Consider the following 13,722-nt stretch of genomic DNA (forward strand, 5'->3'; position numbering starts at 1 on the left):
ACAGGGTCAACAGGGTCGACAGGGTCAACAGGGTCTACCGGCGGCTCCACATACAAACTGGTCAAATACCAGTTTTTATAATTCGTACCTGGAACATAGCCACCTCGCAGTAGCGTGTAATCATAAGCGCCCGCAACAATACGCCCGCTTTGCTTAAACTCCCCAAGGGAGCGACCAGCTACGGTAATCAGCTCAATGCCTGTTTCCGTTTGCGCGCCTTTTCCATGGATATTATTCACATAAACCGTGGTATTGCCGGTACTATCGCCATTAATGATTAATTTATCTGTTTTTGAATCATCTCCACCCAGTTCAGTATTGAAATAGAGAGAGCCATTATCAGCCTTATAACCATTAAAAATATTCAAATGCGTTTGTGTTTGGTTGTCCCTTGAAAGCTTAACGACTCCACGGTTATCCAGTGATGAAATTGTTTGGCCAAATCCATTGAGGTCAAACTGGCTGAAGTTTTTAATATCGACACGGCTTCCAAAGGCGTTTTGATTACCCGCTTTTAATGCGCCATTGTTGATAACCACAATCCCACTGTGTAGGTTGTTATCTCCTGCAAACGTGATGGTATTGGTATTGTTTTTCACCACATTGATGGTGTTAATCAAATTAGGAGAAAAATCATTATCATTTTGATAATTGAACACTAATCCAGCCTGCATAGGGAGTTTATCGCTATCAAACTGGTAGTTATTTTTGCCAGTAAAGCCTTCTATACTCTCGGTATTTAATTCACCCGCTAGACCACCATCACCATGATAAATCACTGCATTAAAGTAATTACTGTCTTTGTTTAAGTTGATTTTGTGGGTGGTGACATTCCCGCCAGCCAGCAGATTGAGGGTACTTTTTCCTAAAATACTTGGGAGAAGTTTTGTTTTACCAAGGGTTATTTCTTTGGCTGAGACCATGCCACCGTCTGCAATGGTGATTTCATGGTTGACGTTATTCCCTAGAATAAGGTGGTTTTGAGCGGTGATTTTTGATTGCTCGCCAGTCACGATTACGGTTGGATGCGGCGAGTTGATGGCGTAAGGGTCAACCGTTGCGGAATCTCCCGTACCCAAAATGATATTTTTGGCGTTTATTTCAGCACCATCTTCGACAGTTAATAAGCTTCGTAAATTTCCTCCTGTCGTAAAATTTTCAGCGACATCAATCGATGAGTTTTGACCTGAAATTAATAAGGAGACAGGGGAATTATCACTCCATACTTTATGTACACCGGCATGGAAGTTTTTCGCTTTAATTTTACCGCCAGACAAAATATTCAGTTCACTGGGGGTATCAGGATCGGCGTTTCCAAAGTTTTTGGCAAAGTAAACGTCTTCTTTAACGTTTAATAATCCATTATTTTTGATATTTAAAACCGTTTTTAGGGATGCTTCGTCATAGTTTATGTCCATATCATGCATAACGACATTTTCAGCTTCAATAACACCGTCATTATCGATATTGATTGTGACAATGCCGATTGGGAATCGATTACTGTCAAATGAGGAGGCTGTTAAATCTTGATTGACCTTTAAGATAGAACCTTTGCCATCGACATTTAAGGTATATTGCCCTTCCTCGTCCATATTGGCTCCCCGATAATTACCCATAGAAAATTTATCGGTATAAACTTGAGCGCCATTAAGAATATCAATACCTGACTTCGAGGGGGTTTTTGTGTATCGGGTATGAAGGTTGATAACACCAAGATTCAAGGTATTTTTGTTATTCCAGATAGAATCGCTACCTGAAACCGTCACATTCCCGGATTCCCCAAAAAAATCAGTGATCACTGTGCTATTGGTTTCTAGTGTTCCAGATTTAAGAATGATTTTTCCGTTTCTTATATATAAATCATTAAGATCAAAAACATTATCTTTATCATCAAACTCTTTGATTTCACCATATGTAATGGTAGTGGCATTACTGGTTGAGGCCATTAGAAGTAGCAGCAGATAATTCGCTGTGTAATAACGCTTTTTATTTTTCATGTGAAACCATCCTTGACGTTTAATTTTTATAAATTAAATCAAGTTATTAGCAATGTAATGATGCCCAGCGAGCTGTTAGGCTACTGATGCAGTTACGGGAATATTTAAATTATTTTTAAGCTCTTATAATTAAATTAATGAGCATTGATTTAATTGGTGAATTTTTTAGCCTTTAATAAAGTTATCTAAATTGGACTGATTAAGTGAGAAAGTTAATGACAATGTTATCGTTTGGAACTGTATGTCTAATTTATAATTCGAATAACTATAATAGGTATAAAGAATACTTATTTTGTATTAGAACTATAATTTCGAGAACTATAATCAAGCTAGTTATTATTTTTCAAGTGTTTTATTCAAGGATTAACACTCGTGATCCTTTTATCTAAATTAATAAAATAAATGGTTTTTAATTTTGAAAGTGGAATTAAAATGGTTTTTTAATCCTAATGTTAAGAGTGAGAATGATTCTTTGTCATTGATTTACATTAAGATAATTCTTAATTAAGATTTGTTTTATCTACGTGATTTTTTAATTAAGTGATTTTTTTTATCCGTTCTGGTATTACCAGTTTTATTTTTTAACGATAATGGAAATATATTATTTCTTTTTTTAATGGGTTTTTTTGATAGGTTTAAATATTAATAAAAAGTATGAAAAATAATTTCTTGATTATATTTTTTATATGAAAAATAAATTCTTTCATGGTTTATAAAATATCTAATCGCTCCCAAATACTTTTCGCCACTGTATCGGGCTAACCCCAAATTTATCTTTAAATACTTGCCTCTCTGTTTTATTGAATAAGAACCTGTTGAATCTTTCCTCCTTCGTCATTACTGTCGAACTCCTACCTAGTAAAAAGCCAACTAACTGATAAACAACACTATTATTTCTGGCACAAAAAATGCTTAGGTGTCTGCAATAAACTTAAGATCCGACTGATTTTATTGGAGGGGAAAGCGAATGAATCGCTTTGTAATTGCAGACCCACAACTGTGTATCGGATGTAACACTTGCATGGCGGCGTGCTCAGAAACGCATAAAGCCCAAGGATTACAAACACATCCGCGACTAAAGGTGGTCAAAGTTGGCGAGCTAACCGCACCGATGCTTTGTCGTCAATGTGACGATGCCCCGTGTGCGCGTGTGTGTCCGGTCAATGCCATCACCCACGAAAATGACATGATTGTGCTAAATGAAAGCCTGTGCATTGGCTGCAAACTGTGTGGTTTGGTGTGCCCATTTGGGGCAATCACACCGTCAGGCAGCAAACCAGTAGATACACCTGATTTCTTTGAACAATATGTCCCAAAAGAGATGCTATTAGATGTGCCAGATAGCCTCCCAACCATGAACCCTTTCCTGGCGTGGAACGCAGGGATCCGCAATGTCGCCGTGAAATGTGACCTGTGTGATTTCAGTGACGAAGGGCCAGCTTGTGTCAAAGTCTGCCCAACCGATGCCCTCCATCTGGTGGAAGAACACCAACTCGAAAACGAAAGTGCCAAACGCCGCAGCGCATCTGTCGATGCCATGCCGCCAGAGTTCGACATTTTTGTTGCTGATCGGGAGAACCCATAATGACACCTCTTCAGTTACTTTTATGGTCGGTGATTTTCTACGCGGTAGGTGGCTTTGTTTCGTTGCTCTTTAAACGCCAAGAAAAGCTCGCCATTTATGTCGCGGGAATTGCTGCCATGATCGGCGGCGTGCTGGGCTTATGCAGCTCAATTCCGGTGCTAATGAGCGGGGAAGTGCTTACTTACCTGTCCCAAGGTCCATTCCCGTTCGCCAATTTTGTCGTGAGGCTCGATAGCCTCGCCGCCTTTATGGTGATGGTGATTTCGCTGCTGGTGACCGTCAGCGCCTTATATTCCTTAAACTATGTTCAGGAATATTGCGGTCGCGGCGCGTGGAGCATGGGGTTCTTCCTGAACCTGTTTATCGCTTCGATGGTGGCCTTGGTGGTGATGGACAACGCCTTTTACTTCATCATCCTGTTTGAAATGATGTCACTGGCTTCCTGGTTCTTAGTGATTGCCGACCAAGATGACAAATCCATCCGCGCGGGTCTGCTGTACTTCTTTATTGCCCACGCCGGTTCGATTTTAATTATGATCGCCTTCTTCTTAATGTGGCGTGAAAGTGGCAGCTTAGATTTCGATTCCTTCCGCCAGCTTTCACTTTCACCAGCGATGGCATCCATCGTTTTCTTATTGGGATTTTTTGGCTTTGGCGCCAAAGCTGGGATGCTCCCACTTCACAGTTGGTTACCGCAAGCTCACCCCGCAGCACCATCTCATGCGTCAGCATTAATGTCTGGTGTAATGGTAAAAATCGGTATCTTCGGGATTATCAAAGTAGGTATCGACTTACTCGGTGCCACTCAAGGCTGGTGGGGTATTGTGGTACTAGCATTCGGTGCAGTCTCCTCGGTTCTTGGGGTTATGTACGCACTGGCTGAGCACGACATCAAACGCTTACTCGCATGGCACACCGTCGAAAATATCGGGATTATCTTGATGGGGGTTGGTGTGGCGATGGTCGGCATGGCAAACAATATGCCAGTGCTTGCGACCATTGGTTTGCTCGGTGCGATTTACCACTTGCTTAACCACGCCGTCTTCAAAGGATTACTGTTCCTTGGTGCGGGCGCCGTGATCTACCGTGTGCATACCCGAGATATGGAAAAAATGGGTGGCTTAGCCAAATTAATGCCACTGACCGCAACCGCGTTTTTAATCGGCTGTATGGCGATTTCCGCACTGCCACCACTCAACGGCTTTGTCAGTGAGTGGTACACCTACCAATCGCTATTCTCCATGAGTCACGAAGGCACTTTTATTATGCGCATCAGCGGTCCAATTGCCATTGTGATGTTAGCCATCACCGGGGCGTTGGCGGCAATGTGTTTTGTGAAAGTGTACGGCGTCAGTTTTTGCGGTGGTGCTCGCAGTGAGCAAGCCACTCATGCTCGCGAAGTGCCATGGACAATGACCGCCGCGATGCTGATTTTAGCCGCTATTTGTGTGATTTTAGGTGTAGGCGCGACCTATATCGCTCCGGTCTTAGCCAACGTGGCAATGTCCCTGACACACGCCACCGATATCACTGTGGCGCAAGGGGCGATGCTGGTACCAAACAGCGCATCTCAAGCGATGATTTCACCAGCCATGACCTTGATCCTATTGCTAGCGCTGCCAATCATTCCACTGATTATCTACATGGTATTTAAAGGCAAACAGCTCGACGCGCGCCGTAAAGGGGACGCATGGGCGTGTGGTTATGCGTGGGAAAAAGAGATGTCGGTATCAGCGGGGGGCTTTACCCAGCCGCTGCGTTCTATGTTTGCGCCGCTGTATCGCCTGCGTACTCAGCTCGACCCTTCAGCGCGTTTAGCGCAAACCTTAGAAGTGACGAAAGAGGGGGCAGGGAAGGTAGAACCGTTCTGGGATGAAAAAATTATCTACCCGCTGGTTCGTGTGATTAACCGAATAGCAAAACGCATGCAATGCCTACAAGGCGGGGACTTCAGGCTCTATTGCCTGTATGTGGTCGCGGCCTTGATCGTGCTGCTTGTTGTGATTGCGGCGTAAGGAGAGAAACCATGTCGATTCAAGAAACACCCACATTGATGACAGGGATCTTCGCCGTCGTTCAAGCCGTGGTTTTACTGCTGCTGACGCCGCTGTTCACGGGGATCTCTCGTCAAATTCGCGCCAAAATGCACTCTCGCCAAGGTCCCGGAATTTGGCAAGATTATCGCGACATCATCAAATTGATGACTCGCCAATCTGTGGCGCCGCGTGATTCAGGCATTATCTTTCGCATCATGCCGTATGTGCTGCTGAGCAGCATGTTGCTGCTAGCGATGGCATTGCCAGTGGTCACGAACACGTCACTGTTTAGTGGCGCAGCTGACATCATTATCGTGCTGTATATCTTCGCGTTATTCCGCTTTTTCTTCTCACTTTCCGGTCTCGATACCGGTAGCCCATTTGCGGGTATCGGTGCGAGCCGTGAGCTGACACTTGGCGTACTGGTGGAACCGACGTTATTCCTCGGTTTGCTGGTTGTTGCGCTGATTGCTGGTTCCACCAATATTGGCACCATCAGCGCCACGATGAGTGAAGGCTGGGTGTCTCCAACTGCTACGTTATTAGCGCTACTCGCTTGCGGATTCGCGACATTTATTGAGATGGGCAAAATCCCATTCGACGTGGCAGAAGCGGAGCAAGAGCTGCAAGAAGGTCCATTAACCGAATACTCCGGTTCAGGATTCGCGATGGTGAAACTGGGCATTGGTCTGAAACAAGTGGTCGTTGCGGTTCTGTTCCTGTCGATTTTCTTCCCATTCGGCAATGCCAGTACCTTTACCGTTGGCAGCGTATTGTTAGCGATGGGATTATTGCTAGTGAAATTACTGGTGATTTTCGTGCTGGCGTCGCTGGTCGAAAACAGTCTGGCTCGTGGTCGTTTCTTATTAACGCACCATGTGACTTGGTTAGGATTCGGTGTTGCGGCACTCGGATTCGTCTTCTACCTCACCGGTCTATAAGGAGCGACGAAGCATGTTAGAGAATATTGCACTAGCAACCTTGATAATCCCGTTCATCGGGGCGTTGCTGGTCAGTGTGCTACCCACCCGTCTAGCGCCGTGGCTAAGTACCTTAGTGGCGTTGCTAGCCTCTTTGGGAACAGCGGCACTGGGCTGGCTCTATTTAGACGGCGGTAAGGTCGCCACCACACTGGAGTTAATTCAGACGGGTGATGTCGCGCTGTTCGGTTTTACTGTGGATGGCGTGAGCACGCTGATTGCGTTTGCGGTCGTGTTCCTCGGCTTCTTGATTTGCCTCTACTCAACGGGGTATCTCACTGAAGGAAACCGTGAGCACGCTCATGGACCCACTCGTCGCTATTACGCTTTCTTACTGATCTTTATCGGTGCGATGGCTGGGGTTGTGCTCTCTTCCACTATCTTAGGGCAGTTAGTGTTCTTCGAAATTACCGGTGGATGTTCTTGGGCGCTAATTGGTTACTACCAAACTGAAAAATCCCAGCGTTCAGCGATGAAAGCTTTGCTGATCACCCATGTTGGCTCACTCGGCTTATACATGGCGGCGGCAACCCTGTTTATCAGCACGGGTACCTTTGCTCTGAGCGCCATTGACCGTTTGAGTGAATCCCAAAGCCTGATCGTATTTGGCGGTATTCTGTTTGCAGCATGGGGTAAATCAGCCCAGTTACCACTGCAAGCCTGGCTACCCGATGCGATGGAAGCACCAACCCCAGTTAGTGCTTACTTACACGCCGCCTCCATGGTGAAAGTGGGTGTATATATCTTTGCCCGTGGCTTGATGTCTTCTACCCATGTGCCAGAAATCATTGGTTGGGTGGGTGTCGTGATGGCGGTCATTACGTTGGTGTATGGCTTTATGATGTACCTGCCGCAGAAAGACATGAAACGTCTGCTTGCGTGGTCAACCATCACGCAGCTGGCGTATATTTTCCTCGCTTTATCCTTATCCGTTTTCGGTTCCAAAGAAGCCTTCGATGGCGGTATCGCGTATATCTTCAACCACGCTTTTGCGAAAAGCCTGTTCTTCTTAGTGGCAGGTGCGCTGAGTTATAGCTGTGGTACACGTATGCTGCCGCGCTTACGTGGTTTAGCAAAACGCTATCCATTACTCGGTGTGGGCTTCTGTGTGGCGGCACTCGCCATCGCAGGTGTTCCTCCACTGAATGGTTTCTTCAGTAAATTCCCTATCTTTGCAGCGGGCTTCGCGCTGTCGGAACAGTTCTGGGTATTAACGCCAATTATGGTGTTGGTACTGATTGAATCTGTCGCGAGCTTTGCATGGTTACTGTACTGGTTCGGCAAAGTGGTTCCGGGTGAACCTAGCGAAGAAGTGGCAAACGGCAGCGCAGTTCCTTGGGCAATGCAGTGGGTTATCGGCTTACTGATCGTGATGTCCTTCTGTTCTAGTGTTATTGCCGTCATCTGGCTCGGTTAAGGGAGAGAAAGTATGACTGGTTCAATGATTGTAAATAATTTAGCAGGGCTGATGATGATCACGTCTCTGCTGGTGATCGGCGCGAAAAAGCCGGTGATCTCTTGTTGGTTTTATGCGTTGCAGTCGCTGGTGTTAGTGGCGATTTTCGGCACGCTTTCCTACACCTTAAATGCACCTGAATTGGCAATGTGGGCAGGTACCGCGTTTGCCACCAAAGTGGTTTTGGTTCCGCTGATTATGGGCTACGCCTTCCGAAAATTGTCTGACCCAACCGCGAACGGCGGGGTGATTAGCCCAGCTTGGTTGATGTTAGCAGCAGCGGTGATTGTGGTGCTGTGCTGGTTTGTGGTCGAGCCAATTAAATTGCCGTTGGCGGCGGATTTAAAACCTGCATTAGCGGTTTCTCTTGGGCATTTTATGTTGGGGCTGCTGTGTATAGTGACTCAACGCAATATTCTCAAGCAAGCCTTTGGTTACTGCCTCATGGAAAATGGCTCCCACCTAACCCTCGCGTTACTGGCGTATAAAGCCCCTGAGCTGGTGGAAATTGGTATCGCCACAGACGCCATATTTGCGGTGATCATTATGGCGGTATTGGCTCGTAAAATTTATCGCACGCTCAACACACTGAACGTGGATCAACTGACCGCGCTGAAGGGGTGATGAGATGAGTCAAACAATGTTATTAACCTTATTGATGGCAACTCCGCTGGTGATTTCACTGCTGGCGTTCGCCTGCCGCTTAATGGGTAACGGGGCAAAAATCCCCGTCACCTTGATCCATGCCATTGGGATCACGGTATTACTGGTGTTATCGCTCTGGATGGTTGGCACGATAGATAAAGTCGGTGACTTGCTGATGGCAGGTCATTGGATCCACCTTGATAGCCTCGCAGGGTTATTCCTCGCTATCTTGGGGATCGTCGGTTTCCTGACTGGCTTGTACTCTATCGGTTATATGAACCATGAAGTGCATGAAGGGGAAATCAGTGTTGGAACCTTATGTAACTATTACGGTTTCTTCCACTTGTTCCTGTTCACAATGCTGTTGGTGATCACCAGTAATAACCTGATTTTAATGTGGGCAGCGGTCGAAGCGACCACTTTAAGCTCCGCGTTTTTAGTGGGCATTTACGGTCAACGCTCTTCGCTGGAAGCCGCGTGGAAATACATCATTATCTGTAGCGTGGGTGTGGCGTTCGGTCTGTTCGGTACCATTTTAGTGTATGCCAATGCGGTGAACGTCATGCCGGATCCTGAAATGGCTATCTTCTGGACGGAAGTCCTGAAATATACCGACCTTCTCGATCCAACCCTGATGCACCTTGCCTTTGTATTTGTGTTAATCGGTTTTGGTACCAAAACGGGTCTGTTCCCAATGCACGCATGGTTGCCGGATGCGCACAGTGAAGCACCAAGCCCAACGTCAGCGCTGCTGTCTGCGGTGCTACTGAATTGTGCGCTGCTGATTATCATCCGTTACTACATCATTGTGACCTCATCAATTGGTGGCGAATTTACGCAAACCTTACTGCTGGTATTCGGATTAATGTCCGTGGCGGTGGCAGCGTTCTTTATCTTGGTACAAAAAGATATGAAACGTTTGCTGGCGTACTCCAGTGTGGAAAACATGGGATTGATCGCGGTGGCATTAGGTATTGGTGGACCTTTGGGTGTACTGGCTGCGTTGCTGCATACCTTAAACCACAGTTTGGGTAAAACCTTGCTGTTCTGCGGCTCCGGTAACGTTTTACTGAAATATGGCACTCGCGATATTACGGTGGTGAAAGGGTTACTGCGCACTATGCCATTTACCGCGGTGGTGTTTGCGGGTGGTGCATTAGCACTGGGCGGTATGCCGCCATTCAACGTCTTTTTAAGTGAATTTATGATTGTGGTGGCAGGGCTGGTCGCTAACCATTTCTGGCTAACCTTGCTGGTGCTGATCTTAATTACGGTGGTGCTGGGCGGGTTGATCCGCATGATCTCTAAAACCCTATTTGGCGAACAACCAGAGTGCGTAGCGCGTGGTGAGCTGGGCATTTTAACCACATTACCGATGGCGATTTTGATTGTACTGATGCTGGTGATGGGGACGTATATTCCTCAGCCTGTCAGTCGCTTACTGGAAAATGCCGCGACGATCGTGCTCAAAGACAGCGCGACAGTCGACCACCAAATTACCACCTTAAATTACCAATGGCCGTGGGGTGCAAGCACCTCCGAACCTTCATCGCAGGAGAAATAACGTGAGCTATCAGAATTATACAGATACCCTTCAGGGCGTTCGCAAAGGCGCGGGCTATCTGGCAAAAGTGCGCGAGAAATTTCCTCATGCCATGCTGGAAGAGGAGTGGCAAACCGCCAACCAAGTCACCATTACCGTCAAAACAGAGATGCTGCCAGAAGTGGTGGAATTCCTCTATTACGGCTGCGGCGGTTGGTTGCCGGTGTTGTGGGGGAACGATGAGCGTCCTCTAAATGGGCAGTTTGCGGTTTATTACGCACTGTCGATGGAAGAGGGGGAAAAATGTTGGGTGACGGTGAAAGCCTATGTCAGCCCAATCACTCAAGAATTTCCATCGGTTACACCGCGCGTACCTGCGGCTGTATGGGGAGAGCGTGAAATTCGAGATATGTACGGCTTACGCCCAGTGGGCTTGCCGGATGAGCGTCGTTTAGTGCTACCGGATGATTGGCCGGAAGACCTGTATCCGCTGCGCAAAGACACCATGGATTATCGCCAGCGCCCTGCGCCAACCACTGACACTGAAACCTACGAGTTTATCAACGACAGCAAAACTCAAAGCCGCATCGTGCCAATTGGCCCTTTGCATATCACTTCCGATGAACCGGGGCACTTCCGCCTGTTTGTGGATGGCGAGCGCATTGTGGATGCGGATTACCGTATGTTCTACGTGCATCGCGGAATGGAAAAACTGGCTGAAACCCGTATGGGCTACAACGAAGTCACTTTCTTATCTGATCGCGTATGCGGTATTTGCGGCTTCACCCACAGCGTGGCGTACACCACCTCAGTTGAGAACGCATTAGGTATTTATGTTCCTCAGCGCGCTCATACTATTCGTAGTGTGTTACTGGAAGTAGAACGCTTACACAGCCACTTGCTGAATATAGGTTTAGCGAGCCACTTCACCGGTTTTGATACTGGTTTCATGCAATTTTTCCGTGTCCGTGAAAAATCCATGACCATGGCGGAATTACTGACAGGCGCCCGTAAAACTTACGGTACCAACTTAATTGGTGGGGTTCGTCGTGACTTCTTAAAAGAGCAGCGCGTGAAAACCATTCAGTTGGTCAAAGAGATGCGCCAAGATGTGACCCAGCTGGTGGATATGTTGCTGAGCACACCAAATATGGAGCAGCGTACCGTTGGTGTCGGTCGCCTCGACCCGCAAGTTGCCCGTGATTACAGCCCTGTGGGGCCGATGATCCGCGCCAGCGGCTTCAAGCGCGATGTACGTTTTGATCATCCATTTGCTGACTATGGCAATTTACCAAAAACCTTATTCACTTTAGATGGTTGCGATGTCTATTCCCGCGTGATGGTACGCATTAAAGAGACATTGGACTCTCTGTCGATGATTGAATATGCCCTCGACAATATGCCGGAAGGTCCAATTCTGACCGAAGGCTTTACCTATCAGCCTCATAAATTTGCACTGGGCTATACCGAAGCGCCGCGAGGTGAAGATGTTCACTGGAGCATGCTCGGCGATAACCAAAAACTGTATCGCTGGCGTTGCCGTGCGGCTACTTACGCGAACTGGCCAGTGCTGCGCTATATGCTGCAAGGCAATACCGTTTCCGATGCGCCATTGATTATCGGTAGCCTCGACCCTTGCTACTCCTGTACTGACCGCGTGACGCTGGTGGATGTGAAAAAACGCAAGGCGAAAACCGTGGCATACAAAGAGCTCGAACAGCACAGTATCGAACGCAAACATTCGATTATGAAATAACGGAGGGACACCATGTTTAAACTTTTCAAAACCCTTCGTAATGCGGGTACCGCAACGGTGAAATACCCGTTCAAACCGCTGGAAGTGGCTCACGGATTTAGAGGCAAACCGGAATACGACCCGCAGCAATGTATTGCGTGTGGCGCTTGTATTTCTGCTTGTCCAGCCAATGCGTTAACCATGGAAACCGACTTAGAAAGTGGTGAACGCCGCTGGCAGCTGTTTTTAGGTCGCTGTATTTATTGTGCGCGCTGTGAAGAAGTTTGTCCGACTCGCGCCATTCACTTAACGGAAGAGTTTGAAACCGCAGTAATGAACAAAGCGGATTTGTACATGAAAGGGACGTTCCGCCTGCAACATTGTCGCCAATGCGGTGAGGCATTCGCCCCGAAAAAATCCGTGGAGTATGCCATGGCGCTGATGGTGGCATCGGGGATTGAGGAAGGCGGTATTGAAGCCCTGCGCCCAATGTATGAAACTTGCCCATCCTGTAAGCAAAAAAACAATTTATTGAATAATGATCGTCAGAACTTTCGTTTGCATATTCAGGGAGATAAATCATGAGTTTGCCAAATATCCCCGTAAACCATCACGTTAGCCAGCCGATTGTGCTCGATGAGCAGGTCGCAAAACTGAAAAGTACGCTGCTGAAAGATATTAAGCGTTCAGCGTACGTGTATCGTGTGGACTGTGGCGGTTGCAACGGATGTGAAATCGAAATTTTCTCGGCAATCACCCCCGTTTTCGATGCGGAACGTTTCGGGATCAAAGTGGTGGCGTCTCCGCGCCATGCAGATATTTTACTGTTCACAGGGGCAGTTACCCGTGCGATGCGCATGCCTGCACTGCGCGCGTATGAATCTGCACCGGATCCAAAAATCTGTATCTCTTATGGGGCTTGTGGTTGTGGTGGGGGGATCTTCCACGATCTGTATTGTGTCTGGGGCGGCAGCGAACACATCGTGCCGATTGATGTGTGGATCCCGGGTTGCCCGCCAACGCCAGCCGCGACTATTTATGGTTTCGCGGTGGCATTAGGGTTATTGAATCAGAAATTGGTTGGGCAAGATCACCGCGAAGCCGATGGGGAAAAAGTGGAGCTTTTACTGCCATCTATTCCTCTAGCCACTCGCGTGATGATCGAGCGTGAATCGCGCCGCCAAGCGGGGTATTACCAAGGTCGAGAAATCAGTGATCGCTTCCTGACGCTGCTCGATGGGGCAACCCCAAGCCAAGTGAAAGCCACGATGCAAACATGGATGGACGAGGAGCAAGACCCACGCCTGCGTGAGATTGTGAACCGCCTCGTGACCGTGTTGCAACAAGGGGGCATTAATGAGTGAGTCAGCGACTGAAACGGGGAAAGTAATTTTCTGGTCACTGCGCCAGAAGTTTGTCGACAGTGATGATGACGTGCCAGAAGATGCGCAACAAGTCATGTATTACTCACTGGCGATTGGTCACCATGTTGGGATGATTGACTGCCTTAAAACCGAGTTAGAGTGCCCGTTAGATGGCTTCCAAGCATGGGTGAATGCGCTTCCTGAAGGGGAGGCGCGTCGCAAATTACAGGGCTTGATCACCTTCGGCGAGATTAATATCGATTCTACCCACACTAATATGCTGGCGTTAGCATTAGATAGTTTCGCTAAAGACAGTAACTCGCCCTATCAGGCATGGAGCGCCACACTGATTCGATTGCTCGGTGAAATTGAGCGCGAGCC

11 protein-coding genes are annotated in these 13,722 nt (G+C 47.4%); 10 read left to right on the top strand and 1 reads right to left on the bottom strand.

Features of this window, described 5'->3' with window-relative positions; all coding sequences use genetic code 11:
• Positions 1-1,997: autotransporter outer membrane beta-barrel domain-containing protein (locus GKR71_RS20180; protein WP_154634017.1), on the bottom strand; the 1,997-nt coding region annotated here is incomplete at its 3' end.
• Between the two features lie 967 nt (positions 1,998-2,964).
• Between GKR71_RS20180 and GKR71_RS05240 the strand changes: the two genes are divergently transcribed.
• The 10 genes from GKR71_RS05240 to GKR71_RS05285 all read left to right on the top strand — a co-directional run.
• Positions 2,965-3,582 (top strand): 4Fe-4S dicluster domain-containing protein, encoded by a 618-nt coding sequence (locus GKR71_RS05240; protein WP_036949169.1) that lies wholly within the window; start codon positions 2,965-2,967, stop codon positions 3,580-3,582.
• Complete coding sequence (gene hyfB / locus GKR71_RS05245; protein ID WP_036949171.1) at positions 3,582-5,597, top strand: hydrogenase 4 subunit B; 2,016 nt, start codon at positions 3,582-3,584, stop codon at positions 5,595-5,597. Before GKR71_RS05240 ends, hyfB begins: the two co-directional genes overlap by 1 nt.
• A gap of 11 nt (positions 5,598-5,608) precedes the next feature.
• Entirely contained in the window at positions 5,609-6,559 is a 951-nt protein-coding gene (locus GKR71_RS05250; protein ID WP_036949172.1) for a respiratory chain complex I subunit 1 family protein, read from the top strand.
• A gap of 13 nt (positions 6,560-6,572) precedes the next feature.
• Complete coding sequence (locus GKR71_RS05255; RefSeq protein ID WP_036949173.1) at positions 6,573-8,015, top strand: hydrogenase 4 subunit D; 1,443 nt, start codon at positions 6,573-6,575, stop codon at positions 8,013-8,015.
• Between the two features lie 12 nt (positions 8,016-8,027).
• Positions 8,028-8,678 carry a hydrogenase 4 membrane subunit gene (gene hyfE / locus GKR71_RS05260; protein WP_154599975.1) on the top strand — a complete coding sequence of 217 codons (651 nt, stop codon included), beginning with the start codon at positions 8,028-8,030 and terminating at the stop codon, positions 8,676-8,678.
• Between the two features lie 4 nt (positions 8,679-8,682).
• The gene (locus tag GKR71_RS05265) at positions 8,683-10,263 is read left to right on the top strand and encodes a hydrogenase 4 subunit F (RefSeq protein WP_154599974.1); all 1,581 of its coding nucleotides are present in this window, start codon (positions 8,683-8,685) and stop codon (positions 10,261-10,263) included.
• Between the two features lies 1 nt (position 10,264).
• Positions 10,265-11,998, top strand: a complete 1,734-nt coding sequence (locus GKR71_RS05270; RefSeq protein WP_036949178.1) for a hydrogenase large subunit — start codon at positions 10,265-10,267, stop codon at positions 11,996-11,998.
• Positions 11,999-12,010: 12 nt separating this feature from the next.
• Positions 12,011-12,562 carry a hydrogenase 4 subunit H gene (gene hyfH / locus GKR71_RS05275; RefSeq protein WP_036949180.1) on the top strand — a complete coding sequence of 184 codons (552 nt, stop codon included), beginning with the start codon at positions 12,011-12,013 and terminating at the stop codon, positions 12,560-12,562.
• Positions 12,559-13,341: an NADH-quinone oxidoreductase subunit B family protein gene (locus GKR71_RS05280; RefSeq protein ID WP_154599972.1), complete on the top strand. Its 783-nt coding sequence runs from the start codon at positions 12,559-12,561 to the stop codon at positions 13,339-13,341. The genes hyfH and GKR71_RS05280 overlap by 4 nt, the downstream gene beginning before the upstream one ends.
• A partial coding sequence (locus tag GKR71_RS05285) for a formate hydrogenlyase maturation HycH family protein (RefSeq protein WP_154634018.1) occupies positions 13,334-13,722 on the top strand: 389 nt, incomplete at its 3' end. The genes GKR71_RS05280 and GKR71_RS05285, both read left to right, overlap by 8 nt.

It is taken from the genome of Providencia sp. wls1922 (assembly GCF_009706505.1).
GTDB classification, from domain to species: Bacteria; Pseudomonadota; Gammaproteobacteria; order Enterobacterales; family Enterobacteriaceae; genus Providencia; species Providencia lanzhouensis.

What these genes read in the sequence shown, in the direction of transcription:
- GKR71_RS05240 (WP_036949169.1), top strand. Translation starts at nt 2,965, where the DNA reads ATGAATCGCTTTGTAATTGCAGACCCACAACTGTGTATCGGATGTAAC.
- hyfB (WP_036949171.1), top strand. Translation starts at nt 3,582, where the DNA reads ATGACACCTCTTCAGTTACTTTTATGGTCGGTGATTTTCTACGCGGTA.
- GKR71_RS05250 (WP_036949172.1), top strand. Translation starts at nt 5,609, where the DNA reads ATGTCGATTCAAGAAACACCCACATTGATGACAGGGATCTTCGCCGTC.
- GKR71_RS05255 (WP_036949173.1), top strand. Translation starts at nt 6,573, where the DNA reads ATGTTAGAGAATATTGCACTAGCAACCTTGATAATCCCGTTCATCGGG.
- hyfE (WP_154599975.1), top strand. Translation starts at nt 8,028, where the DNA reads ATGACTGGTTCAATGATTGTAAATAATTTAGCAGGGCTGATGATGATC.
- GKR71_RS05265 (WP_154599974.1), top strand. Translation starts at nt 8,683, where the DNA reads ATGAGTCAAACAATGTTATTAACCTTATTGATGGCAACTCCGCTGGTG.
- hyfH (WP_036949180.1), top strand. Translation starts at nt 12,011, where the DNA reads ATGTTTAAACTTTTCAAAACCCTTCGTAATGCGGGTACCGCAACGGTG.
- GKR71_RS05280 (WP_154599972.1), top strand. Translation starts at nt 12,559, where the DNA reads ATGAGTTTGCCAAATATCCCCGTAAACCATCACGTTAGCCAGCCGATT.